Raw genomic sequence first — 25,018 nt, forward strand, 5'->3', positions numbered from 1 at the left:
TTGACACCGCTGCCCCGCACTTTACCTGACGCCCCATGTCCAACCAGTTGATCCTCTCTGGCGCGCCTGAAGGCTATGACGCCGCCCTGATCGCCCGCGAAGCGGCGCGATCCGAGAATGGCGGTGCGCCGGTCATCCATATCGCCCGCGATGACCGCCGCATGGCGGCGATGCGGGAGGCCCTGGGATTCCTGGCGCCGGGGCTGGCGATCCTGGATTTCCCGGCATGGGATACCACGCCCTATGACCGGGTCTCGCCCGCACCCGCAATACAGGCGGCGCGCATGGCAACGCTGGCCGGTCTCGCGCAGGGGGCGGTCAGGGGGCCATTCGTCCTGCTGACCACTTTGAACGCGGTGCTGCAACGGGTCCCGGCGCGTGAGCTGGTCGGCGGGGCCAGTTTCGCCGCCCGTGTCGGTGATCGCATCGACGAGGCGGGGCTGCGCGATTTCCTGATCCGGATGGGCTTCGTGCAATCTCCGACCGTGACCGAGCCCGGCGATTACGCCATCCGTGGCGGGATCATCGATATCTACCCGCCGGGCGAATCCGGGCCGATCCGGCTGGACCTGTTCGGCGACGTTCTGGACGGTGCGCGCCGTTTCGATCCGGTCAGCCAGCGGACGACCGAAAAGCTGTCGCGCGTCGAGATCGCGCCGATGTCCGAAGTCATCCTCGATGAGCCCGCGATCACCCGGTTCCGCCAGAACTACCGCGCCGAATACGGGGGCGGCAGCAACGATCCGCTCTATGAAGGGGTCAGTGCCGGTCGCAAGATGTCGGGGGTGGAGCATTGGCTGCCATGGTTCCATGACCGGATGGAGAGTCTTTTCGACTACCTTCCCGGCGCCTCGGTGGTGATGGACGATCATGTCGGGCAGGTCATCGATGCCCGGCGCGAGATGATCCGCGAACAGTTTCAGGCCCGCCGCGAAGCGATGGCGATGAAGGGGCGCAGCGATACCGTCTACAAGCCGGTGCCGCCCGACGAGATGTTCCCGACCGAAGAGGAATGGGGCAATTGGCTCGACCCGCATCGGGTGCTGCGCCTGTCTGTGCTGCCCCAGCCTCCGGGGCCGGGCGTGCTGGATGCGGGCGGACGGCCGGGGCGCAATTTCGCGCCCGAGCGGCAGTCGGAAAATCTGAATTTGTTCAATGCGCTATCTGATCATATTCAGGGATTGTGCAAGGATGGCCGCGTCATCATCGCCAGCTTTTCCGATGGTGCCCGCGACCGTTTGGCCGGGCTGATCTCGGATGAAGGCGTCACCGGTGCGCAACAGATCGGCGATATTCGCGACCTGCCCGACAGGCCCGGAGCCCTAGGCCTGGCCGTCTGGCCGCTGGAAGAGGGGTTCACGGCGGATGGACGGGCGCTTGGCCGACTGACGGTGATCTCGGAGCAGGACGTGTTGGGCGACCGCCTGATCCGTGGCGCGAAGAAACGCCGCCGGGCCGAGAATTTCCTGCAGGACACACAAGCCCTTACCCCCGGCGATCTGGTCGTGCATGTCGAGCATGGTATCGGGCGCTATACCGGGCTGGAAACGATCACGGCCGCCGGCGTGCCGCATGATTGCGTGGCGCTGGAATACGCGGGCGGCGACCGACTGTTTCTACCGGTCGAGAATATCGAACTGCTCAGCCGCTACGGCCATGAAGAGGGAATGCTGGACCGGCTCGGCGGCGGTGCGTGGCAGGCCCGCAAGGCGCGGCTGAAGGAACGTATCAAGCTGATCGCCGACAAGCTGATGCGAGTCGCCGCCGAACGCCTGCTGCGTCCCGCCCCGGTTCTGGAACCAGAGGATCACGACTGGCAGGCTTTCTCCGCGCGGTTTCCCTATAGCGAAACCGACGATCAGGCGGCGGCGATCGAGGATGTTTTGTCCGATCTGTCGGCGGGCCGTCCGATGGACCGGCTGGTCGTCGGCGATGTCGGTTTCGGCAAGACCGAGGTAGCGATGCGCGCAGCCTTTGTCGCCGCCTCTCAGGGATTGCAGGTGGCCGTCATCGCGCCGACCACCTTGCTTGCCCGCCAGCATTTCAACACCTTCGCCGAGCGTTTCCGCGGCACCGCGATCAGCGTCCGTCCCCTGTCGCGCTTCGTCGGCACCAAGGATGCTGCCAAGACGCGTGAGGGGTTGGCCGACGGCTCGGTGGATATCGTCGTCGGAACCCATGCCGTGCTGGCCAAGCAGGTGCGCTTCAAGCGCCTTGGCCTGCTGGTCATCGACGAAGAGCAGCATTTCGGTGTCACCCACAAGGAACGGCTTAAGGAGTTGCGCAGCGATATCCATGTGCTGACGCTGACCGCGACGCCGATCCCGCGCACGCTGCAACTGTCTTTGACCGGGGTGCGCGACCTGTCGATCATCGGCACGCCACCCGTGGACCGCCTGTCCATCCGCACCTATGCCAGCGAATTCGACAGCGTGACCATCCGCGAGGCGCTACTGCGTGAAAAATACCGTGGCGGACAAAGCTTCTTCGTTGTCCCGCGCCTGTCGGACCTGCCCGATGTCGAGCATTGGCTGACCGAGAACGTCCCCGAGATCACCTTTATCGTCGCGCATGGCCAATTGGCGGCGGGCGATCTGGATCAGCGGATGAACGCCTTTTACGACGGCAGCCATGACGTGCTGCTGGCGACCTCGATCGTCGAAAGCGGTCTCGATATTCCGACGGCGAACACGATGGTTGTCTGGCGCTCGGACATGTTCGGGCTGGCGCAGCTTTACCAGATCCGGGGCCGGGTGGGGCGCTCGAAGACCCGCGCCTATTGTTACCTGACCACCAAACCGCGCAGCCCCCTGACCCCGCAGGCGATCCGGCGGCTGAAATTCCTTGGCGCCATCGACAGCCTCGGGGCTGGTTTCAACCTCGCCTCGCAGGATTTGGACCTGCGCGGGGCCGGCAACCTGCTGGGGGAAGAGCAATCCGGCCATATCAAGGAGGTCGGCTTCGAACTTTACCAGGCGATGCTCGAGGAAACCATCGCCAAGCTGAAATCGGGCGAGATCGAGGGCACGCCAGAAGACGAATGGGCGCCACAGTTGAATCTCGGCGTGCCGGTGACGATCCCCGAACATTACATCCCCGATCTCGATGTGCGGCTTGGCCTGTATCGCCGCCTTGCCGAGCTGACTACCAAGGTCGAACTCGAAGGCTTTGCCGCCGAGCTGATCGACCGTTTCGGTACGCTGCCGCGAGAGGTGAATACCCTGTTGCTGGTGATCCGCATCAAGGCGATGGCAAAGCGCGCCCAGATCGCCAAGCTGGATGCCGGGCCGAAAGGCGCGACAGTGCAATTCCATAACGACAAGTTCCCCAACCCGGCGGGGCTGGTGGAATTCCTGACCGATCAGCGTGGGCAGGCCAAGGTCACGGATAACAAGATCATCATTCGCCGCGACTGGAAGACGGATGCCGATCGCATCAAGGGCGCCTTTGCCGTTGCCCGTGACCTGGCCGCAAAGGCAAAGGTGGCGAAGTGAGCGGGCAGGTCCGTTTCGATCACGGCCCGCTGCCGGGGGGCACGCTGTTCACCGCCCCGCAAACGGTGATCCGCGCCGATACGCCGGCCGGGATCATTCCGGCACTGGCGGCGATGGAGGCAGCGCGGGCGCGGGGATGCTGGCTGGCGGGATACCTGTCCTACGAGCTGGGCTATGCGCTGACACCCCGGCTTGCACCGCTGATGCCGTCGGACCGCGATGTGCCGCTGATCCTGATGGGGGTGTTCGACAAACCCCGCCCCGCTCCCGCACTTCCCGATTCCGCCGGGATAGGTCTTGGCGCGCCGCGCCCGCTCTGGTCCCGCGACCGCTATGACCGGGCGATTGCCGAGGTGCATCGCTATATCGAGGCGGGCGACACTTACCAGATCAACCTGACCTTCCCGATGGAGGCCGAGGCAGAGGGCGATCCGCTGGCCATCTATGCCGCCTTGGCGGCACGCCAGCCGGTGGGAGAGGGGGCTTTCGTCGATCTGGGCGGTCCGGTCGTTCTGTCGCGCAGCCCCGAGCTGTTCTTCGCCACCGATCACGCGGGCCGGATCGAGACCCGGCCGATGAAAGGCACCGCCCCGCGCGGTGCGACCCCGGCCGAGGATCAGGCAGCGGCCGAGACGCTGGCGGCTTCGGAAAAGGACCGGGCCGAGAACCTGATGATCGTCGATCTGCTGCGAAACGATATCAGCCGGGTTTGCCTGCCCGGTTCCGTCCGCGTGCCGAAACTGTTCGAGATCGAGCCCTATACGACGGTTCACCAGATGACCTCGACCGTCACCGGGCAGTTGACCGATGATGCCGGGCTGAGCGATGTCCTGCGGGCGTTGTTTCCCTGCGGCTCGATCACCGGCGCCCCGAAAATCCGCGCGATGGAGATCATCGCCGAACTGGAACAGGCGTCTCGCGGGGTCTATTGCGGGGCCATTGGCTGGGCCGATCCGGCGGGACCGATGCGCTTCAATGTCGCGATCCGGACGCCGGTCATGGATGGTGAAGGGCGTCTGCGGCTGAATGTCGGCGGCGGCATCACCCATGACAGCCGCGCCGGATCGGAATGGGAGGAGGCGATATGCAAATCCGCATTTCTGGGCCTGTCCCCGCAGGGCTGAAAGTGATCGAGACCATGCGGGCCGGGCCGGATGGCCGGATTCGCCATTGGCCGCTGCACCTGGAACGGCTGCGCAGGGATTGCGCCGCGGTGGGCTTTCCGTTGGATGAAAATGCGGTCATGGCATCCCTTGCCACCCTGCCGACGCAGCAGACTCTGCGGGTGCGCCTCACCGTCGATGCCGATGGGAAAGTCACGGCGGAACATCAGACGCTACCTCCGAATCCCGATTATTGGGATGTCGCGATCTCAAAGGTGCGGCTGGAGCGTGACGATCCGTGGCTGCGGGTCAAGACCTCGCGTCGTCCGGCTTATGATGCTGCCCGCGCGAATATGCCCGCAGATTGCCACGAGGCCATCCTGCTGAACGAACAGGGCGAAATCTGCGAGGGCACGATCACCAATATCTTCCTGCGCAGGGCAGGGCGGTTGCTGACCCCCGCCGCATCTTGCGGGCTGTTGCCCGGCGTGCTGCGGCAATCGCTCCTGAATACTGACGAGGCAGAAGAGGCGGTTCTGTATCCGGAGGATCTGACGCGGGGCGAATTGTTCTGCGGCAATTCCCTGCGCGGCTTGATCCGGGCACGGCTGCGAAACGGATAAACCCATAAAAATAACCCGCCTTGCGCGACGCAAGGCGGGTCATCGTTCAATCGCCCTTTCGGGAGTTGGTTGTCACTCTGCCGTCAGCAACGGCGTTTTCGACTTCCCGATACGCGGGGCGTCGGGGCCGGTGATGTCAAAGGCCGGTTTGTCGTCCTCGATCTTCACCCGGACCACGCCGCCTTTCTGCAGCCCTCCAAACAGAAGCTCTTCGGCCAGGGGCTTCTTGATATGCTCCTGGATGATCCGGCCCAGGGGGCGCGCACCCATCGTATCGTCGTAACCCTTTTCGGCCAGCCAGTCGGCAGCTTCCGGGGTCAGTTCGATATGGACATTGCGGTCCATCAACTGCGCCTCGAGTTGCAGCACGAATTTCTCGACCACATGGACCACGACCTCGCGCGACAGCGGCGCAAAGCTGATGATCGCGTCCAGGCGATTGCGGAACTCGGGCGTGAAGGTTCGTTCGATCGCGGCAGTATCCTCGCCCTCGCGCCGTTCGCGGCCGAAACCGATGGCGGCCTTGGCCTGGTCGGCAGCCCCGGCATTCGAGGTCATGATCAGGATCACGTTGCGGAAATCCACCTGCCGACCGTTATGGTCGGTCAGCTTGCCGTGATCCATGACCTGCAACAGGATGTTGTAGACATCCGGATGCGCCTTCTCGATCTCGTCCAGCAGCAGCACGCAATGCGGATGCTGGTCCACGCCATCGGTCAACAGCCCGCCCTGGTCGAAACCGACATAGCCCGGAGGCGCGCCAATGAGGCGGCTGACGGCATGTTTCTCCATGTATTCCGACATGTCGAAACGCTGCAGTTCCACCCCGAGAGTCGAAGCCAGTTGCTTGGCGACCTCGGTTTTGCCGACGCCCGTGGGCCCGGCGAACAGGTAGTTGCCGATGGGCTTTTCGGGTTCGCGCAACCCGGCCCGCGCCAGCTTGATCGCCGATGACAGCGCCTCGATCGCGGAATCCTGGCCGAAGACGACACGCTTCAGCGAGCCGTTCAGGTCGCGCAGTACCTCGGCATCGTCCTTGCTGACATTCTTGGGCGGAATGCGGGCGATCTTGGCCACCACCGCCTCGATCTCCTTGGGCGAGATGGTCTTGCGACGCTTGCTCTCTGCAACCAGGTGCTGCGCCGCCCCGGCCTCGTCTATCACGTCGATGGCGCTGTCGGGCAGCTTGCGGTCGTTGATATAGCGCGAGGCCAGTTCGACCGCCGATTTGATCGCGTCATTGGTATAGCGCAGCTCGTGATGCTTTTCGAAATGCGGCTTCAATCCCATCAGGATCTTGACCGAATCGGGCACCGAGGGCTCGTTCACGTCGATCTTCTGGAACCGGCGGCTGAGCGCACGGTCCTTTTCGAAATGCTGGCGGAATTCCTTGTAGGTGGTCGAGCCCATGCAGCGCATATTGCCGCCCGCCAAGGCAGGTTTCAGCAGGTTCGATGCATCCATCGCCCCGCCCGAGGTCGCACCCGCGCCGATGACCGTGTGGATCTCGTCGATGAACAGGATCGCGTCTTCATGGCCCTCAAGCTCCTTGACGACGGCTTTCAGACGTTCCTCGAAATCGCCGCGATAGCGGGTGCCGGCCAGCAACGCGCCCATGTCGAGCGAAAAGATCGTGGCGCCCGACAGCACGTCCGGTGTCTGTCCTTCGACGATCTTCTTGGCCAGCCCCTCGGCGATGGCGGTCTTGCCCACGCCCGGATCGCCCACCAGCAGCGGGTTGTTCTTGCGGCGGCGGCAAAGCACCTGGATACAGCGTTCGACCTCGTTCTCGCGGCCGATCAGCGGATCGACATCGCCCTTTTCCGACTTGGCGTTCAGGTCGACGCAATATTTCGCGAGTGCGGTTTCTTCCTTGGCCTCCTGCACGGGCTCTGCCTGCTTGGCCTCTTCGGGTTCGTCCGAACCCACCACCTTGCGCGGCTCGCTGAAGGTCGGGTTCTTGGCCACGCCATGGGCTATGTAATTCACCGCGTCATAGCGGGTCATGTCCATCTCTTGCAGGAAGAAGGCCGCATTCGATTCCCGCTCGGCGAAAATCGCGACCAGCACATTCGCGCCGGTCACCTCTTGCCGGCCCGAACTTTGGACATGGATCGCGGCACGTTGGATCACCCGCTGGAAGGCCGCGGTCGGCACGGCCTCGGACCCTTCGACATCGGTGATCAGCGTGGACAGGTCATCCTCGATGAAATCGATCAGCAGCTTGCGCAATTCGTCCAGATCGACATTGCAGGCGCGCATCACCTTGACGGCGTCCGGCTCCTCGGTCAGCGCCAGAAGCAGATGTTCCAGCGTGGCCAGTTCGTGTCGATGCTCGTTCGCCAGCGCAAGCGCCTGGTGAATGGCCTGTTCCAGGGAAGTCGAGAAACTTGGCACGGTCGTCTCCTGTCAGTCGGCTGGCGGTATGGGCGATGTGCCCACCGGCCCAGACTGTCATGGTAGTTTTAAGATTTGGTGGAATCGGCCCGGCTTCAAGCAGTTTTTTAAATTTGTCCGGGTTTTTTGCCACGGCTGAGGCAAATGTGATGTCACCATGGGCGGTTTTCAAGGTCCCCTGGCAGGCATGTGGATTCGGGTTGTTACCTTGAAAAGATATCAGAAACTGTCCTTCATGCTGCGCAACCGTGCGAAAACCTCGACATCAGATGCATTTTCCATGTTCAGGAACTTACGGAGCTCCTTGACACGCAGAAAGGGATTCGTCGCCCGTTCCTCGGCCAATGTGGCGGGAGAGCAGGGCAGGCGATCCGCCTCGACCCCGGCCAATCGTTCCTTCAGCGCGTCATTGCCCGGATCGACAGACAGGGCGAAGGCACCATTGGCGGCGCAGTAATCATGGCCCGAGCAGATCAGCGTCTCGCCGGGCAGGGCATTCAGGCGGCCCAGACTGTTCCACATCATTGCCGGATCACCCTCGAACAGCCGTCCGCAGCCCATCGCCATCAGGCTGTCGGCGGTGAAGGCATAGCTCGATTGCGGGAAATGGAACGCGACATGCCCGACCGTGTGGCCCGATACGTCGATGACATGGACAGTCTCGCCCAGAACCTGCGGCGAATCGCCCGGCGTGACCCGGATATCCAGGGGCGGCAGTCGATGCGCGTCCGCCTCTGCGCCGATGACCGTTGCGCCGGTCCGTTTCACGATCTCGGAGACGCCGTCGATATGATCCCCGTGATGATGGGTCAGCAGAATCCTGTCCAGCCCCCAGCCTCTCTGATCCAGTTCCGCCAGGATCGGCGCGGCTTCGGGGGCATCGATCAGCGCGGTGCCCGCCTCGCCGCGAAGAAGATAGGCATAATTGTCCTTCAGGCATCGAATGGTGATCAGTTCCAGCGGCATTGGCAAATCCTTCCCCATATGATGTGTTCGAAACTGACAAAAGCATGGCCGGGGTGCAATGCATCACGATATCGAGGATCTGCGGCGTTTCTATTATCAACGGGCCCTGGGCCGCGTTGTGCAGCGAATCCTGCGCGACAGGCTGACCGGGCGCTGGCGGTCAGGCAGTTGCACCGGCATGAATGTGGCGGGATTCGGTTTCGCGGCACCCATGCTCCGTCCCTATCTGGACGTGGCGCGCAGGGTCACGGCTCTGATGCCGGGGCCGCAGGGAGTGATGGGCTGGCCGGCGGGACTGCCTAATCACAGCGTGCTCTGTGACGAAACCGCATGGCCGATCGAGACCGGCAGTATCGATCGCCTCGTGATCCTGCACGGGTTGGAGACCAGCGATTACCCCGCCGCATTGCTGGCAGAGGCCTGGCGAGTGCTTGGGCCCGGTGGGCGGATGATCGTGATGGTGCCGAACCGGGCGGGGCTATGGGCGGCCTCGGACCGCACGCCATTCGGCCTGGGCCGAAGCTATACCGCGGGGCAGTTGGAAGGGCAGACGCTGAGAGCGGGCTTCGTGACCGAATGGCATGGCTCCGCGGTCTATATCCCGCCCTCGGACCGGCGTTTCTGGCTGCGCAGCGCGCAGATGTGGGAGCGGACCGGGGCCAGGATCAGCCGTGTCCTGATCGCCGGTGTCGTGCTGATCGAACTCAGCAAGCAGGTCCGCGGGCCGGTCGGGCCGGGCGTCAAGATGCAGGTGCCCAGCCCGCTGGACATTCTGGACGGGGTGACACGGCCGCGCCCGGTCAGGTCGCCCACAGTCAGGGGGCGGATCATCGTATCGCCGGACAGCCGGTCGCAGCCGTTGCGCTCGAATGGCTGAGGAGATCGCATCGCGTCCTCCGGAGACGGGCGGGGAATCACGCCGGGCATATCGGTCTCGCGAAGCCGCGATTTGCCCGCCCTCTCGGCGCCCTGCGACAGCCTGTCGCACCCTTCGGGGCGGGTTGTCGCCGGTCGGACAGGTCATCCCGCCAAGCTGAGCGCATCCTTGGTCGCAAAGCCTCTCATTTCCGTGTGCTAAGTGGTTGCCGGTCGGTAAACGACCTGCTAGAGACTGCGCAGAATTCAGGACGGCCCTCCAAAAGCCGTGCGACCGCGACCCGCACCCCGCGACAGACCGGACAAAGCCCCGGCCCGCCAGCGGGGTTGCGCAAACGTAAAGGATGACCGTGGCCAACTCTGTTTCCATGTCCCAGAGCATTGCCGGGCGCTATGCGCAGGCCGTCTTCGACATCGTGAAGGAAGAAAAAGGGCTGGATGATCTCGCCCGCCAGACCGATGAATTGCAGAATGCGCTGGATGATAGCTCCGATCTGCGCGACCTGATCGCGTCGCCCCTTTATTCCCGCGACCAGCAGGGCAAAGCCATCGCTGAGCTCGCCGCGAAGATGGGGTTGTCGGCGACATTGGCGAACACCTTGCAGCTGATGGCGCGCAACCGCCGCCTGTTCGTGTTGCCGCAGCTGGTCGGACGCCTGCGCGAACTGATCGCGGTAGAACGTGGCGAGGTGACCGCGGATGTCACCAGCGCCATCGCCCTGTCCGATGAACAACAGCAGCGCCTGACCAAGGCACTGGCCGAGAAATCGGGCAAGAAGGTCAAACTCAACACCCGTGTCGATGAGGGTCTCATCGGCGGTATGATTGTCAAGCTGGGCTCGCAGATGATCGACAGTTCGATCCGCTCGAAGCTCGCCTCCCTGCAGAATGCTATGAAAGAGGTCGGATAATGGGAATCCAGGCAGCCGAGATTTCGGCGATCCTCAAGGATCAGATCAAGAATTTCGGACAAGAGGCCGAAGTGGCCGAAGTGGGCCAGGTGCTGTCGGTTGGCGACGGTATCGCCCGTGTCTATGGCCTCGACAAGGTGCAGGCCGGTGAGATGGTCGAATTCCCCGGCGGTATCCGGGGCATGGTGCTGAACCTCGAGACCGACAATGTCGGTATCGTGATCTTCGGCGACGACCGCTCGATCAAGGAAGGCGACACCGTCAAGCGCACGCGCTCGATCGTGGACGTTCCGGTCGGTAAGGCCCTGCTTGGCCGCGTCGTTGACGGCCTTGGCAATCCCATCGACGGCAAGGGCCCGATCGAGGCCGAGGCACGCAGCGTGGCCGACGTCAAGGCGCCGGGCATCATGCCGCGGAAATCGGTGCACGAGCCGATGGCGACCGGCCTGAAATCGGTCGACGCGATGATCCCGATCGGCCGCGGTCAGCGCGAGCTGATCATCGGCGACCGCCAGACCGGCAAGACCGCGATCGCGCTGGACACCATCCTGAACCAGCTCAACTATAATGGCCGCGAAGACGAAGGCATGAAGACGCTGCATTGCGTCTATGTCGCCGTCGGCCAGAAGCGTTCGACCGTCGCCCAGCTTGTCCAGAAACTGGAAGAGACCGGCGCGATGGCCTATACCACCGTCGTCGCTGCAACCGCTTCGGACCCCGCGCCGATGCAGTTCCTCGCGCCTTACTCGGGCACCGCGATCGGCGAATATTTCCGCGACAACGGCATGGATGCGCTGATCATCTATGACGACCTGTCCAAGCAGGCTGTTGCCTATCGCCAGATGTCGCTGCTGCTGCGCCGTCCGCCCGGACGCGAAGCATTCCCGGGCGACGTTTTCTACCTGCACAGCCGGTTGCTGGAGCGTTCGGCCAAGCTGAACGAGGATCACGGCGCCGGTTCGCTGACCGCCCTGCCGATCATCGAGACGCAGGCGGGCGACGTGTCGGCCTATATCCCGACCAACGTGATCTCGATCACCGATGGTCAGATCTTCCTCGAAACCGACCTGTTCTTCCAGGGTGTCCGCCCCGCCGTGAACACCGGTCTGTCGGTGTCCCGCGTTGGCTCCTCGGCCCAGACCAAGGCGATGAAATCGGTCGCCGGTCCGGTCAAGCTGGAACTGGCGCAGTATCGCGAGATGGCGGCCTTCGCGCAGTTCGGCTCGGATCTTGACGCCGCGACGCAGCGCCTGCTGAACCGTGGTGCGCGCCTGACCGAACTGATGAAGCAGCCGCAATACCGCCCGCTGACCAATGCCGAGATAGTCATCGTGATCTATGCCGGCACCAAGGGCTATGTCGATGAAGTGCCCGTGCGCGAGGTCGTGGCCTGGGAAGACGGGCTGATCCAGTTCCTGCGGAACCAGAAGAAGGCTCTGCTGGACGATATCACCTCGAATGACCGCAAGGTTGTCGGTGATCTCGAGGATGCGATCAAGGCGGCGCTGGACGAATACAACAAAACCCGCGCTTGAGAGGGGGAATAGATGCCCAGCCTCAAGGATCTCAAGAACCGGATCGGAAGCGTCAAGAACACGCGGAAGATCACCAAGGCGATGCAGATGGTCGCCGCGGCGAAGCTTCGCCGCGCGCAGGAAGCTGCCGAAGCCGCACGTCCCTATGCCGACCGGATGGCCGCCGTCATGGCCGGCCTGACGGCGAGTGCGGCGGGATCGGAATCGGCGCCGCGGCTTCTGTCCGGCACCGGCAGCGACCAGCGGCACCTGCTGGTCGTGATGACCGCCGAGCGTGGCCTTGCCGGCGGTTTCAACAGCTCCATCGTCAAACTGGCCCGCGCTCATGCCGAAAAGCTGCGCGGGCAGGGGAAGGATGTCACCATCCTGACCGTCGGCAAGAAGGGCCGCGAGCAGCTCAAGCGTGAATATGGCGATCGCTTCGTCCATCACGTCGACCTGTCCGAGGTCAAGCGCGTCGGCTATGAAAACGCCCGCGACATCACCGACGAGGTTCTGGACCGGTTCGAGAGTGGCGAATTCGACGTCGCCACGATCTTCTACAATCGTTTCGAATCGGTGATCAGCCAGGTTCCGACCGCCCGCCAGATCATTCCGGCCGAAGTGGACGAGGGTGAAGACGCGGCCTCCGCATCGTCGCTCTACGAATACGAGCCCGGGGAAGAGGCCATTCTGGCCGAACTCCTGCCACGCTCGGTCGCGACGCAGATCTTTGCGGCGCTTCTGGAAAATGCGGCGTCCGAGCAGGGCGCGCGGATGAGCGCCATGGATAACGCCACGCGCAACGCCGGCGACATGATCGACAAGCTGACGACCGAGTACAACCGCTCGCGTCAGGCTGCGATCACCAAGGAACTCATTGAAATCATTTCGGGCGCCGAGGCGCTCTGACCGTAACGCAGAGGTGACAACATGGCAGAGGCCAAAGGAAAGATTACCCAGGTGATCGGCGCCGTCGTCGACGTGCAGTTCGAAAGCGAACTGCCGGCGATCCTGAACGCACTGGAAACTGAAAACAACGGCAAGAAGCTGATCCTGGAAGTGGCGCAGCATCTGGGCGAGAACACCGTGCGCGCCATCGCCATGGACTCGACCGAAGGTCTGGTCCGCGGCGAACCGGTCAGCGATACCGGTGGCCCGATCTCGATCCCGGTGGGCGATGCGACCCTGGGCCGGATCATCAACGTCGTCGGCGATCCAGTGGACGAGGGCGGTCCGATCACCGCCTCGGAAACCCGCGCCATTCACCAGCCCGCGCCGGATTTCGCCGCACAGGCGACCAGCTCGGAAATCCTGGTGACCGGCATCAAGGTCATCGACCTGCTGGCGCCTTACTCCAAGGGCGGCAAGATCGGCCTGTTCGGCGGTGCCGGCGTTGGCAAGACCGTTCTGATCATGGAACTGATCAACAACATCGCCAAGGTGCACTCGGGCTACTCCGTGTTCGCCGGTGTCGGCGAACGGACCCGCGAGGGCAACGACCTCTATCACGAGATGGTCGAGTCGGGCGTTATCAAGCCGGACAACCTGGCCGAGTCGCAGGTGGCCCTGGTTTACGGCCAGATGAACGAGCCTCCGGGGGCCCGTATGCGCGTCGCCCTGACCGGCCTGACGCTCGCCGAACAGTTCCGCGATACTTCGGGGACCGACGTTCTGTTCTTCGTCGACAACATCTTCCGCTTTACGCAGGCGGGTTCCGAGGTGTCGGCGCTTCTGGGCCGTATCCCTTCGGCCGTTGGCTATCAGCCGACGCTGGCCACCGACATGGGCCAGATGCAGGAACGCATCACCTCGACCAAGCAGGGCTCGATCACCTCGATCCAGGCCGTCTACGTGCCGGCCGATGACTTGACCGACCCCGCACCGGCCACGACCTTTGCCCACCTCGACGCCACGACCACGCTGTCGCGCGCGATCTCCGAGCTTGGCATCTACCCGGCCGTTGACCCGCTGGACTCGTCCTCGCGGATTCTCGACCCGGCCGTTGTCGGCGAAGAGCATTACCAGGTGGCCCGCGACGTTCAGGGTATCTTGCAGAAATACAAGTCGCTGCAGGACATCATCGCCATTCTCGGCATGGACGAACTGTCGGAAGAGGACAAGCTGACCGTGGCCCGTGCCCGGAAAATCCAGCGCTTCCTGTCGCAGCCCTTCGACGTGGCAAAAGTGTTCACCGGCTCCGACGGCATCCAGGTGCCGCTGGAAAAGACCATCGCCTCCTTCAAGGCCGTGGTTGCCGGCGAATACGATCACCTGCCCGAATCCGCCTTCTACATGGTCGGCGACATCGAGGACGCCAAGGCCAAGGCCGAGCGTCTCGCGGCTGAAGCCGCATAAGGAGGCAAAATGGCCGATAGCATGCAGTTCGACCTCGTCTCGCCGGAACGGAAACTGATTTCCGTCCCGGTGCGCGAGGTGCGCCTGCCGGGCACCGAGGGCGATCTGACCGCCATGCCCGGCCACGCGCCTGTCATCGTTTCCCTGCGTCCCGGCCTCGTGACCGTGGTCGCCGATGATGGCGCCAGCAATGAATTCGCCGTGACCGGCGGATTTGCCGAGATCAATGCCGAATCCGTCAGCCTTCTGGCCGAGCGCGGACATCCAAGGGAAGAGATCACGCAAGAGATCTTCAACGAGATGATGACCGAGGCGCATCGCAAGAAGAAGGCCGCCGAGAAGAAGGCCGAGACCCATTCGGCCGGCGAGGAATTCGTCGCCGCCGCCATCAAGCTGCTGGCGGATATGGAAGCTCTGGGCAGCCATATCGGGCTGGACCCGAACCAGGCCTCGAGGCCTGATTGATCATTTCTTTTTGGCCGGGTTGAGGCCATCAAGTTTTCAAGCCCCGGTTGTAACCGGGGCTTTCGCTTTTTTAACTTCACGTTATAAGATCGCGGGTTAGAAGTGAGGGGTGATGCAGAAATTCGGACATACAGCGGTTGGTGTAACGCGTGGATCGGTGCAGCTTTTTTCAGCATTTGAAGATAACGGCATCATGTGGTCCGGACATGGCCCCCGAAGGGAAACGCGGAACGTAAAATTCTCCGAGCCGTTCCTCGCGCCGCCTCTCGTTCATGTCTCGATCAGCATGTGGGATATCGAAAGCCGGGCCAATCAGCGTGCCGATATCACGGCAGAGAATATCACGCCCGAAGGTTTCGAGATCCTTTTCCGTACCTGGGGCGATACCCGCGTCGCCCGTATTCGCGCCGATTGGATGGCCATCGGCTCGGTCCGGCACGAGGATGATTTCGACCTGTAGGATGCGACGCCCTCCAGTCGAGGGTCGTCAGGCTTCAGCCTCGGGAAAGGCTTTCCTGCAAGCTTCGACATAAGCTTCGGCCTGCGCCGCCAGCCCGGCCTTGCGCTCGGCAAGGCCGTCGCGCTTGCGGGCTTCGGCAGCCGGATCGATCGGCACGCGATAACGCTCGGTATCCACGTAATCCCGCCAGCAGGGGGTATAGGTGACATGGACATTGCCGTCCTTGTCGCGGCGGACATCGCGGCACTGTGTCAATCGGTCACGTACCACCTGCCGCTCCTCCCAGGCATAACCACGCTGCAGATTACCCTCGACCTCGGTCAGCAGGCGACTGACATTGCGATATTCACGGGTATGCTTGCTGATGCAGCGTTCCTGCGGTGTACCGCAAGCGGCGACAAGCAGTGGCAGGGTTGCGATCAGGAAAAGGGCAGAGTTGCGGGGCATGGCCAGTCTCTTTACAGCGGATCGAGTAATGCTAACCGCCCGGACATGGGTTTGACAATTCACTATCGAGGGTCACATGGACGATCAACGCCGCCGCGCCGCCGACTGGTTCCGTGAATTGCAGCAGCGCATCACGCAGGCCTTCGAGGCGCTGGAGGATCGCGGACCGGGCGATGCTGCCGCCGGACGCTTCGACGTCACCCCCACCAAGCGCGAAGAGGGCGGTGGCGGCGGGATGATGGCCGTCATGCGCGGCGGGCGCGTGTTCGAGAAGGTCGGCGTGAACTGGTCCGAGGTTCACGGCACGCTGTCGCCCAAGGCGCAATCCGCGATGGCTGCCCGCGGTGTGCCGGGGATCGAAGGTGATCCGCGTTTCTGGGCCAGCGGCATCAGCCTTGTCGCGCATATGCAAAACCCGCACGCCCCCGCCGTCCACATGAACACTCGGATGTTTTGGACGCCGGGCGCATGGTGGTTCGGCGGTGGCACGGACCTGAACCCCTGCATCGAGTATCCCGAGGATACCGCGCATTTCCATGACACGCTCCGCGCTGCCTGCGCCCCGCATGGCGCCGAGTATTACGCGCGTTTCAAGGCATGGGCGGATGAATATTTCTACATTCCCCATCGCGGCCGCGCGCGCGGTGTCGGCGGGATCTTCTTCGACGATCTGAACAGCGGAGAATGGAAGGCCGATTTCGCCTTTACCAAATCCGTGGGCGAGGCATTCCTGCCCGCCTTCCTGCCCCTGGCCGAGAAACGCATGGCGCAGGCGTGGGACGAGGCCGACCGCGAAACCCAGTTGATCCATCGCGGGCTCTATGCCGAATATAACCTGGTCTATGACCGCGGTACGAAATTCGGACTGGAGACCGGCCACAACCCCGATGCCGTGCTGATGAGCCTGCCGCCCTTGGCAAAATGGCGGTAAACTATGCCCGCTCATCCTTGGGGCTGTCCATCACGACATGCGTGGTGATGGTCGCAATCCAGGGAAAATTGCCCAGCACATCGGCGTGAAACTCCCTGTATGCGGTCAGGTCCGCAACCTCGACCCGCAGCAGGTATTCCACCGTGCCGGTGATGTTATGGCATTCGCGCACGGCGGGGGCGGCAAGGCATAGCCTTTCCAGCTTCTTTTGCGTCTCGGTCGAGTGCTTCGACAATCCGATCGTGACATAGGCTGTAAAGCCCACTCCACGCGCCTGCGGGCTGATGACCGCCCGATAGCCCGAGATGACCCCGCGCCGCTCGAGATCCTGAACCCGGCGCAGGCAGGCCGAGGGCGATAACCCGACTCGTGCCGCAAGTTCGGTATTGGGCAGGCGGCCATCGCGGCTAAGTTCCCGCAATATCCGGTCGTTTATATGATCGTCTGCGCTCATTAGTTGCTAGATTAAAGTGAATACCGATTATTTGGCAATGAAATTGCGGGCAATAAGCGCCATGATTGCGTGATTGGAAAGAGAGGCGCAATGAATACCGAATTGTTGCTGGCCCTTGCGGGCTTCGCCTTCGTGACCTCGGCGACGCCGGGGCCGAACAACATGATGCTGATGGCCTCGGGTGCGAATTTCGGGATCCGGCGGACGGTGCCGCATATGCTGGGCGTCGCTTGGGGCTTTGCGCTGATGATCGTGCTTGTGGGGCTTGGCATCGACCGGTTGATCGCCTCGAACCCGGCGCTTGAGACCGCGCTGAAATGGATCAGCCTTGCCTATATGCTGTGGCTGGCATGGAAAATCGCCAATGCCGCCCCACCGCAACAGGCACCCTCGTCACCGCAGGCGCGCCCCTTCACTTTCCTGCAGGCCGCCGCCTTCCAATGGGTGAACCCCAAGGCCTGGGCGATGGCATTGGGGGCGCTGTCGGCCTATGCGGCGGGGGTCGGTGGGGCGCTGGTCGTCGGAGCGGTCTTTGCGGTCGTCAACCTGTCCAGCGTCTCGATCTGGGCCATGTCGGGGCAGGGGCTGCGCCGCCTTCTGACCACGCCGGCGCGGCTGCGCCTGTTCAACATCACGATGGCGATCCTGCTGGTGGCCTCGATGCTACCGGTCCTGTGGAAATGAATCAGCGCTTCAGCGCATGACCGGCGCCGTGCCGCTCCCATTCCGCATCCGGCACGATCACCAGCTTGCCCAGGAAATCCACCCCGCGATCCACGAAAATCCGTTCGGCCTCGTGCAGCTCCGACAGTTTCATGGTCCCGGCCAGCACCGGGCGCAGCCGCCCCGCGCGGATCCAGTCGATCAACTGCCGCGCCTCGGCCCGCGTGCCATGAGAGACGCCGAAGATCTGCACCTGGTTCAAATAGATCTGCGTCCACAGGACCTGTGTCACATTGCCCGCCGACGCCCCGGCAATGGCCAGTCGCGGAGGCGTCTTGCGTGCCCCCAGGTCGCGGCACATCGCCTCGATCAGCCCTGGCGTGATATCGCCGCCGACCAGATCCATCACCGCATCGATGATACCTCCGCCAGTCGCCCGCGCGATGTCGGCGGGCCAATCCGTCACCCGCTTGCGGTCGATCACTGTCTCTGCCCCGAGGGCGTGCAGAGCCTCGGCCTTGCCGGGGCTTGAGACCGCATGCGGCACCGCCCCGATCACCCGGCACAGCTGGATCAACGCGGTGCCGACCCCACCTGACGCGCCGGTGATCAGCACATGCTCGCCCGCGCGCACCCCGGCCGATGTCAGCATGTGATAACCGGTCTGCCACGAACACATGCCAAGGCTGGCCAGCTCGGCATCCGACAGGCCGGGATTCGGGACATGGTGAACCTGGTCCGACGGGAAAACACCGTATTCGGCAAAGCCGCCATCCGCGCCATGACCGTAATAATCCGGCGTCAGGTTCAGATGCGGATCATCGCCGCGATAGATGTTGAAATCCAGCAGGCCGCGCTCGCCGATCCGCCCGGGCGGAACGCCTTCGCCCACCGCCACCACATGCCCCACGACATCCGCTCCCTGGATGCGCGGGAATCGCAGCGTCTCGCCTGCCATCCGGAAACTGATCGCCTCGCCGGTCTCTTGCGTGGCGTAAAGCCCCTCGCGCACCTTGCGGTCGGTATTGTTCTTGGCGGTGGCGGTGATGCGCAGCAGAACCTCGCCGGGTCCGGGCTGCGGCACCGGCATGTCGGTCCGCCATTCCAGCGCATCGATCCCGCCATGCCGGGTCAGGACCATCGCTTGCATGTGACGCGGTATCATCGCGGCCCCCCTCTGCGATCTTCTGTGAGAAATTGTCGAAACGCGCGCTGCATCAGTCTTTCTTCTTCATGTAAATATCCACTGCGGCAGCACCGCCGGGTGCATCGCCGATTCAAGGGACCTGCCGGTGACGGGGCTCGCCCCCGGTCATCGCGGGACACGTCTCAGCCGGCCTTGGCGATATCCGAACCCGGCCCATCGCCCCGTCGTAACACCTTCAGCCGATCGGCCATCGTGACCACGCCATCCCGGATCACGGCGCACAGGATACCGCGCAGCCGCAGGCGGGGGTGATCCTCCATATTGATCCAGCGGAAGGCGTCCTCGCCATAGCGCACCCGCCATTTGACGCAGGCGGTGTTGAAGACCGGGGATACCTGCAGCACCGCGCTTCCGGCCCCGATCAGGCTGCCGGTGGGCAGGTTGTCGAGGCCGGTATCCAGATCCGCGACGATCGGATCGCCGGGATGCGGCGCGGCGTCTCCCGGCTGCCAGATCAGGTCGCAGACGCGCGCAGGCAGGATCGAGACCTGGATCGCCGGATCGGGACGCCCATCGGGCAGGCGCAGCCAGGGATGACGTAGCCAGCGCTCGCCGGGAATGCCCTGTTCGACGGTCAGGTTCAGCCGGTCCACGAAATCGCGCTGTCCGAAATCCGGCCGCTGGCACAGATAGCGGATCGGTGCATCATCCGGGGGCGCGGCGCATATATCCGGCAGCGCGGTCATCAGGTCGCGCAGGGGCGGGTGGCGTTTCATCGATTGCTGCATGGGGCGGGCCGCTCAGATCATCTCGAACACGGTCTCCTTCGGACGGCACAAACCCGCGCCCTTGGGACCGAAGAGGACCGGGCGCTCAATCAGCTCGGGATACTCGGCCATCGCAGCGACCAGATCATCCTCTGTCAATTCTGGGTTATTCAGTTCAAGATCATGATAGTATTTGTTCTTACTCCTCAGGAGTTGCCGCGCACCTATCTTCATCGCGGCCAGTGCCTCGCGTAGCTCCTCCCGTGCCGGAGGCTCTTTCAGGTAGTTGCGCACCGCTGGCTCTATCCCGGCCTCGCGCAGGGCATCGAGGACGAAGCGCGAGGTCGAGCATTTCGGATTGTGCCAGATCACGTAACCGTCGGGCATGGAATGGCTCCTTTTGAATTCACCGCAGGCTAGGGCATTTCCGGCGAGAGGGGAATCCGGTTTTGCGTCCCGCGACGGCCGGGGGGCTGCCTGCCCCCCGGTGCCCCCCGGGGATATTTGCGTGAAGAAGAAGGGGAGAGGCATTTTCATCGTAACCCGGTCCAGTATGTTTTTCGTACTGGATTTGGCGCGCCGGTTTTGGGTTCCTGCATGGGCAGCCTCTTCTTCCGCGCGAAAACGGGAGAATCGCCGCGCAACCTGCGCTGCCGGTGTACGTTCTGTGCACATTCAGTGTACGGGCTGTGCAGCAGGATTCCCAGCATTTGCTGGGTAAAGCCGGATCTGGTGCGCCGCTGTTGCGCTTTGCTGCGCACGCTGCTGTTGCGCAGCGGATCAGCGCCCGGTTTCGGGGATCGGCAGGGCGCTGGTCGATTTGATCTCCTCCATCGACAGCAGCGCGGTGACATTGTGGATTTTCACCTCGGCGATGAGCGATTGGTAGAAGCGGTCATAGGCCCGCGCGTTCCTGACCTGCACCTTCAGGATGTAATCGATATCGCCTGCCAGCCGATGCGCCTCGATCACCTCGGGCCGATCCCGCAGCGCCTGCAGGAACCGCGCCGCCCAGTCCTTTTCATGCTCGCTGGTGCGGATCAGCACGAAGAAGCAGGCTTCCAGCCCCAAAGCCTCCGGGTCCAGGATCGCCACCTGCCGGCGGATCACCCCCGCCTCGCGCAGCTTGCGGATTCGGTTCCAGACCGGGGTCTTCGAGGCGCCCACCCGGTCGGCGATCTGGTCCAGCGACAGGCTGGCATCCTTTTGCAGCAGGGATAGGATTTTGCGATCCACCTCGTCGAGGCGGACGGTTGTTTGCGTTGAGCCCGCGTCTTGCGACGTTTTTTCCGCCATGATCTGTCCTCCGAACCGTTCGTCCTTATTTTCCTGACCCTATCGCAAAGATCCAGAACAAAATTCTATATTGAGGGTGTCAATGGAAAGGTCCGAACGATGAGCAAAGCCTTCACTCCGACGACTGCCAAGCCCGGCGTCATCACCGCGAACGATCTGCGCGAAGGCCATAACGTCTGGATGTGCGACGATGGCTGGACAGCCGATCCCGCGCAGGCAACCTTGTTCGAGGACGAGGCCATCGCCGAACTGGCGCTGTTGAAGGCCATCGGGCAATCCGATCTGGTGGTCGGTCCCTATATGGTCGAAGCGCGCCGCGGTCCGAACGGTCCCGAGCCCGCCCATTTCCGCGAGGCGTTCCGCCAGACCGGTCCCTCCAATTATTACCACGGCATTCAGGCCGCCAAGAAAACCGAGGCAAGCCATGTTTGACGCCCGCCCCGTCGATACCGACTATGTTCGCCACCGTGCGGCCCAGTTCCGCGCCCAGGTTGCTCGTCGCCTGGATGGTAGCCTGACGGAAGAGGAATTCCGCCCGCTGCGCCTGATGAATGGCGTCTATCTGCAATTGCATGCCTATATGCTGCGGATCGCAGTCCCCTATGGCACGATCAGCCCCGACCAGATGCGGATGCTCGCCCATCTGGCCGAAAATTACGACAAGGGCTACGGCCACTGGACCACCCGCCAGAACATCCAGTTCAACTGGCCCAAGCTGGTGGATATTCCGGATATGCTGGATCACCTGGCCTCGGTCGGGCTGCATGCGATCCAGACCTCGGGCAACACGATCCGCAATACCACCACCGACGCATTCGCCGGGGCGGCGCAGGACGAGATCGCCGATCCGCGCCCCTATGCCGAACTGATCCGCAGTTGGTCCACCGACCATGCCGAGTTCCAGTTCCTGCCGCGCAAGTTCAAGATCGCCATCTCTGGCGGTGCGCGCGACCGTGCGCTGGTGGCTGCTCATGATATCGGGCTGCGGCTGGTGCAGCGTGACGGTCAGACCGGTTTCGAGGTCTGGGTGGGCGGTGGTCTTGGCCGCACGCCGATGCTGGGCCAGGTGATCCGCGACTTCCTGCCGGAAGGCGATCTGCTGCCCTATCTGGAATCGATCATCGCGACCTATAACCTCAGTGGCCGCCGCGACAACAAGTACAAGGCACGGATCAAGATCACCGTGTCCGAGCGCGGGCTGGATGTCTTCAAGGCCGAGGTCGAGGATGAATTTTCCCGCCGCCGCCATGATTTCCGCGGCGCCGATCAAGAGGCGCTGGCCGGGTTCCGTGACCGTTTCGCGCCGCCCGCGTTCCGCAATGCGCCGTTTGACGGGTTCGAGGCCGAGCGCAAGGCTAATCCCGCTTTCCGTAGCTGGGCCGATACCAACCTGCACAGCCACCGGATCGAGGGCTATACGAGCGTCATCGTGACCTTCAAGGCTCCCGGGGCGACGCCGGGCGATGCCTCGGCGGAACAGATGCGGCTGCTCGCCGATCTGGCCGAACGTTACGGCCATGCCGATCTACGGATCAGCCACGATCAGAACGTGGTGCTGCCGCATGTCCATAAATCCGACCTGCCGGCGCTTTACCTGGCGCTGCGCGAGGCCGGGCTGGCCACGGCCAATGCCGGGCTGACCAGCGATATCATCGCTTGCCCCGGCATGGATTACTGCACACTGGCCACCGCCCGCTCGATCCCCATCGCGCAGGAGATCGCCGAGCATTTCCGCGCCGAGGGGCTGGAAGAAGAGATCGGCAAGCTGAATATCCGCATCTCGGGCTGCATCAATGCCTGCGGGCATCACCATCTGGGCCATATCGGTATCCTCGGGCTGGACCGGGCAGGGGTCGAGAACTACCAGATCACCCTTGGCGGCGACGGCTACGACATTCCGGCCATCGGCCAGCGCGCCGGTGCGGGTTTTCCCGCCGAAGAGGTGGTTCCGGCCATCGACCGGCTGCTGCGCGCCTATCTGGAACTGCGCGAGGACGCCGGTGAACCCTTCATCGACGCCTATCGCCGCCTTGGTCCCGCGCCCTTCAAGGCCGCCCTGTATCCGGAGACGGCTGATGCTTGATCAATCGCTCGATATTCGGGCCGAGCGGCTCAACGAGCGATACCGGCACCATGCGGCGACCGAGGTGCTGCGCCGTGCCGTCACCGATCCCGATCTGGGCAAGGTGGCACTGGTATCGTCATTCGGAGCCGAGTCGGTCGTATTGCTGCACATGGTCTCGATCGTGGCGCCGGGATTGCCGGTGCTGTTCATCGATACCCAGATGCTGTTCCCCGAGACGCTGGAATATCAGCGCGAGGTCTCGGCCAAGCTGGGGCTGACCGATGTGCGGGTGATCCGGGCGGACGAGGCGCAGGTTTCGCGCCTCGATCCCGACGGCACCCTGCATCAGTTCAACCAGGATGCCTGCTGCGACCTACGCAAGACCGTGCCGCTGGAAACGGCGCTCTCGGGCTTTGACGCATGGATCACCGGGCGCAAGCGCTTTCAGGGCGGGCAGCGCACCGATCTGGATTTCTTCGAGCCCGAGCCGCCCCTGCGCCTGCGCGTCAACCCGCTGGCCCATTGGCGGATGGAGGATGTGCAGACCTACATGACCGAGAATAACCTGCCGCGTCATCCGCTGGTCGCGAAAGGGTATCCTTCGATCGGCTGCGCGCCTTGCACCTCGCCCGTGAAACCAGGTGAAGATCCCCGTGCAGGGCGTTGGCGTGGCAGCGATAAATCCGAATGCGGCATTCACTTCATTGGCGGACGCATGGTCCGCGGAAAGGTTCCGGCATGAGCGAACAGATCATCGTCCGCGACGACGGCTTCCACCCGCTGAGCGATGCGGCAGAGATCACGCTGGCGCCCGATACCGCCCCGGAGGAACTGGTCGATCACTTGCATCTTGCGCTGATCGCCATAGATTTCCCGGCAACGGGTGACGGGCGCGGCTTTTCCCTGGCCCGCCGCTTGCGCTCGCTCGGCTACGAGGGTCGCCTGCGGGCCACCGGAAAACTGATCGCGGATCAATACGCCATGGCCCGCCGCGTCGGCTTCGACGAGGTCGAAATCGCACCGGAACTCGCCGAACGCCAACCGCAGGAACAATGGCTGGCGCGGGCCGACTGGCGCGATTGGGATCATCGCGCACAGCTTGCCGGCTGAAGCTTTTTCAGGGGAACGGGACACCGGTTCCCATTCCGGAAATGCACACAGATACGGAACGGGCCTTTCGCCCGGCCGAAAGAAACACTAGAACGCTCAGGAATTCACACATGACTCTGGATATGCCCGTGACCGAGGCCGCTCAGACCACTGCCAAGAAGACCCTGCCCGATGCGCAGACCGTGACCGCGGTCAAGCACTGGAACGATCACCTGTTCTCGTTCCGGGTGACGCGGCCTGCCTCGCTGCGTTTCCGGTCGGGCGAATTCGTGATGATCGGGCTGCTTGGCGATAACGGCAAGCCGCTTCTGCGCGCCTATTCCATCGCCTCGCCCAACTGGGACGATGAGCTGGAATTCTATTCGATCAAGGTGCAGGACGGGCCGCTGACCTCGAAGCTGCAGCATATCAAGGAAGGCGACGAGATCATCCTGCGTCCCAAGCCGGTCGGTACGCTGGTGCTGGATGCGCTTCTGCCGGGCAAGCGGCTGTGGTTCCTGGCCACCGGCACCGGCATCGCGCCCTTCGCCAGCCTGATGCGCGACCCCGAGACCTATGAGCGTTACGAGCAGGTCATCATGATGCATACCTGCCGCACCGCCGACGAGTTGAACTACGGTCGCGAACTCGTCGAGAACCTGCGCCACGATCCCCTGTTGGGCGAGCTTTACGGCGAGGATTTCGCCAACCGGTTGCTCTATTATCCGACCACCACGCGTGAGGAAACGCCGCAGATGGGCCGGATCACCGATAACCTCAGCTCGGGCAAGGTGATGGCGGATCTGGGCCTGCCCCCGGTTTCGGCGGATGCCGACCGCGCGATGATCTGCGGCAGCCTGGCCTTCAACGTGGATGTGAAGGCGGTGCTGGAAGGTTTCGGTATGCGCGAGGGGGCGAATTCCGAGCCGAAGGAATTCGTCGTCGAGAAGGCGTTCGTCGGCGAGGGTATCTGAGGGGTCTCCCCTCGGGTT

The 25,018-nt window shown here is 63.3% G+C and carries 25 protein-coding genes; 17 read left to right on the forward strand and 8 right to left on the reverse strand.

Features of this window, described 5'->3' with window-relative positions:
- The first annotated feature begins 35 nt into the window (after positions 1-35).
- The 3 genes from mfd to JHX88_RS07750 are packed head-to-tail and all read left to right on the forward strand — an operon-like array spanning position 36 to position 5,220.
- Entirely contained in the window at positions 36-3,494 is a 3,459-nt protein-coding gene (mfd, locus tag JHX88_RS07740) for a transcription-repair coupling factor (RefSeq protein WP_076526021.1), read from the forward strand.
- Positions 3,491-4,618, forward strand: a complete 1,128-nt coding sequence (locus JHX88_RS07745; RefSeq protein WP_076526023.1) for an aminodeoxychorismate synthase component I — start codon at positions 3,491-3,493, stop codon at positions 4,616-4,618. Before mfd ends, JHX88_RS07745 begins: the two co-directional genes overlap by 4 nt.
- Positions 4,579-5,220 carry an aminotransferase class IV family protein gene (locus JHX88_RS07750; RefSeq protein WP_076526025.1) on the forward strand — a complete coding sequence of 214 codons (642 nt, stop codon included), beginning with the start codon at positions 4,579-4,581 and terminating at the stop codon, positions 5,218-5,220. The genes JHX88_RS07745 and JHX88_RS07750 overlap by 40 nt, the downstream gene beginning before the upstream one ends.
- A gap of 72 nt (positions 5,221-5,292) precedes the next feature.
- Here JHX88_RS07750 and clpA read toward each other — a convergent pair whose 3' ends face one another.
- Both clpA and gloB read right to left on the reverse strand, forming a co-directional pair.
- A complete protein-coding gene (gene clpA, locus JHX88_RS07755) occupies positions 5,293-7,617 on the reverse strand; it encodes an ATP-dependent Clp protease ATP-binding subunit ClpA (RefSeq protein ID WP_076526027.1) in 2,325 nt (774 codons plus the stop codon).
- A gap of 219 nt (positions 7,618-7,836) precedes the next feature.
- Positions 7,837-8,583, reverse strand: a complete 747-nt coding sequence (gloB, locus tag JHX88_RS07760; protein ID WP_076526029.1) for a hydroxyacylglutathione hydrolase — start codon at positions 8,581-8,583, stop codon at positions 7,837-7,839.
- A gap of 58 nt (positions 8,584-8,641) precedes the next feature.
- Between gloB and JHX88_RS07765 the strand changes: the two genes are divergently transcribed.
- The 7 genes from JHX88_RS07765 to JHX88_RS07795 all read left to right on the forward strand — a co-directional run bounded on the left by JHX88_RS07765 (position 8,642) and on the right by JHX88_RS07795 (position 15,167).
- Positions 8,642-9,460 carry a class I SAM-dependent methyltransferase gene (locus JHX88_RS07765; RefSeq protein WP_076526031.1) on the forward strand — a complete coding sequence of 273 codons (819 nt, stop codon included), beginning with the start codon at positions 8,642-8,644 and terminating at the stop codon, positions 9,458-9,460.
- Positions 9,461-9,803: 343 nt separating this feature from the next.
- Entirely contained in the window at positions 9,804-10,370 is a 567-nt protein-coding gene (locus tag JHX88_RS07770) for a F0F1 ATP synthase subunit delta (RefSeq protein WP_076526033.1), read from the forward strand.
- Entirely contained in the window at positions 10,370-11,905 is a 1,536-nt protein-coding gene (gene atpA, locus JHX88_RS07775) for a F0F1 ATP synthase subunit alpha (protein WP_076526035.1), read from the forward strand. The genes JHX88_RS07770 and atpA overlap by 1 nt, the downstream gene beginning before the upstream one ends.
- A 12-nt stretch (positions 11,906-11,917) precedes the next feature.
- Positions 11,918-12,796, forward strand: coding sequence for a F0F1 ATP synthase subunit gamma (locus JHX88_RS07780; RefSeq protein ID WP_076526036.1), 879 nt, complete (start codon positions 11,918-11,920; stop codon positions 12,794-12,796).
- 21 nt (positions 12,797-12,817) lie between these two features.
- Positions 12,818-14,242 (forward strand): F0F1 ATP synthase subunit beta, encoded by a 1,425-nt coding sequence (atpD, locus tag JHX88_RS07785; RefSeq protein WP_076526038.1) that lies wholly within the window; start codon positions 12,818-12,820, stop codon positions 14,240-14,242.
- Between the two features lie 9 nt (positions 14,243-14,251).
- Positions 14,252-14,707 (forward strand): F0F1 ATP synthase subunit epsilon, encoded by a 456-nt coding sequence (locus JHX88_RS07790; protein ID WP_076526040.1) that lies wholly within the window; start codon positions 14,252-14,254, stop codon positions 14,705-14,707.
- Between the two features lie 112 nt (positions 14,708-14,819).
- A complete protein-coding gene (locus JHX88_RS07795) occupies positions 14,820-15,167 on the forward strand; it encodes an H-type lectin domain-containing protein (RefSeq protein WP_076526042.1) in 348 nt (115 codons plus the stop codon).
- A gap of 27 nt (positions 15,168-15,194) precedes the next feature.
- On the opposite strand, the gene JHX88_RS07800 is transcribed toward JHX88_RS07795, so the two are convergent.
- Positions 15,195-15,614 carry a hypothetical protein gene (locus JHX88_RS07800; protein WP_076526044.1) on the reverse strand — a complete coding sequence of 140 codons (420 nt, stop codon included), beginning with the start codon at positions 15,612-15,614 and terminating at the stop codon, positions 15,195-15,197.
- 76 nt (positions 15,615-15,690) lie between these two features.
- Between JHX88_RS07800 and hemF the strand changes: the two genes are divergently transcribed.
- Complete coding sequence (gene hemF, locus JHX88_RS07805) at positions 15,691-16,545, forward strand: oxygen-dependent coproporphyrinogen oxidase (RefSeq protein WP_076526046.1); 855 nt, start codon at positions 15,691-15,693, stop codon at positions 16,543-16,545.
- Between the two features lies 1 nt (position 16,546).
- Here the strand turns inward: hemF and JHX88_RS07810 are convergent, their stop codons facing one another.
- A complete protein-coding gene (locus tag JHX88_RS07810) occupies positions 16,547-16,999 on the reverse strand; it encodes an Lrp/AsnC family transcriptional regulator (RefSeq protein ID WP_076526048.1) in 453 nt (150 codons plus the stop codon).
- 90 nt (positions 17,000-17,089) lie between these two features.
- On the opposite strand from JHX88_RS07810, the gene JHX88_RS07815 reads away from it, so the two are divergent.
- Positions 17,090-17,683 carry a LysE family translocator gene (locus JHX88_RS07815; RefSeq protein ID WP_076526050.1) on the forward strand — a complete coding sequence of 198 codons (594 nt, stop codon included), beginning with the start codon at positions 17,090-17,092 and terminating at the stop codon, positions 17,681-17,683.
- 1 nt (position 17,684) lies between these two features.
- Here JHX88_RS07815 and JHX88_RS07820 read toward each other — a convergent pair whose 3' ends face one another.
- The 4 genes from JHX88_RS07820 to JHX88_RS07835 form a co-directional block, all read right to left on the reverse strand.
- Positions 17,685-18,827, reverse strand: a complete 1,143-nt coding sequence (locus tag JHX88_RS07820) for an alcohol dehydrogenase family protein (protein WP_076526052.1) — start codon at positions 18,825-18,827, stop codon at positions 17,685-17,687.
- Between the two features lie 164 nt (positions 18,828-18,991).
- Complete coding sequence (locus tag JHX88_RS07825) at positions 18,992-19,585, reverse strand: hypothetical protein (protein ID WP_076526304.1); 594 nt, start codon at positions 19,583-19,585, stop codon at positions 18,992-18,994.
- A 24-nt stretch (positions 19,586-19,609) separates the two neighbouring features.
- On the reverse strand, positions 19,610-19,963 hold the full coding sequence (gene arsC, locus JHX88_RS07830) for an arsenate reductase (glutaredoxin) (protein ID WP_076526053.1): 354 nt from the start codon (positions 19,961-19,963) through the stop codon (positions 19,610-19,612).
- Positions 19,964-20,356: 393 nt separating this feature from the next.
- Positions 20,357-20,872, reverse strand: coding sequence for an Lrp/AsnC family transcriptional regulator (locus JHX88_RS07835; protein WP_076526055.1), 516 nt, complete (start codon positions 20,870-20,872; stop codon positions 20,357-20,359).
- A gap of 99 nt (positions 20,873-20,971) precedes the next feature.
- On the opposite strand from JHX88_RS07835, the gene JHX88_RS07840 reads away from it, so the two are divergent.
- From JHX88_RS07840 to JHX88_RS07860, 5 genes are all read left to right on the forward strand, one after another.
- Positions 20,972-21,304: a DUF2849 domain-containing protein gene (locus JHX88_RS07840; protein ID WP_076526057.1), complete on the forward strand. Its 333-nt coding sequence runs from the start codon at positions 20,972-20,974 to the stop codon at positions 21,302-21,304.
- On the forward strand, positions 21,297-22,955 hold the full coding sequence (locus tag JHX88_RS07845) for a nitrite/sulfite reductase (protein ID WP_076526059.1): 1,659 nt from the start codon (positions 21,297-21,299) through the stop codon (positions 22,953-22,955). Before JHX88_RS07840 ends, JHX88_RS07845 begins: the two co-directional genes overlap by 8 nt.
- Positions 22,948-23,679: a phosphoadenylyl-sulfate reductase gene (locus tag JHX88_RS07850; protein WP_076526061.1), complete on the forward strand. Its 732-nt coding sequence runs from the start codon at positions 22,948-22,950 to the stop codon at positions 23,677-23,679. The genes JHX88_RS07845 and JHX88_RS07850 overlap by 8 nt, the downstream gene beginning before the upstream one ends.
- On the forward strand, positions 23,676-24,047 hold the full coding sequence (locus tag JHX88_RS07855) for a DUF934 domain-containing protein (RefSeq protein WP_076526063.1): 372 nt from the start codon (positions 23,676-23,678) through the stop codon (positions 24,045-24,047). Before JHX88_RS07850 ends, JHX88_RS07855 begins: the two co-directional genes overlap by 4 nt.
- A gap of 110 nt (positions 24,048-24,157) precedes the next feature.
- Positions 24,158-25,000 (forward strand): ferredoxin--NADP reductase, encoded by an 843-nt coding sequence (locus JHX88_RS07860; RefSeq protein ID WP_076526064.1) that lies wholly within the window; start codon positions 24,158-24,160, stop codon positions 24,998-25,000.
- The last annotated feature ends 18 nt before the right edge of the window (positions 25,001-25,018 follow it).

The organism is Paracoccus saliphilus, from assembly GCF_028553805.1.
Lineage (GTDB): Bacteria > Pseudomonadota > Alphaproteobacteria > Rhodobacterales > Rhodobacteraceae > Paracoccus > Paracoccus saliphilus.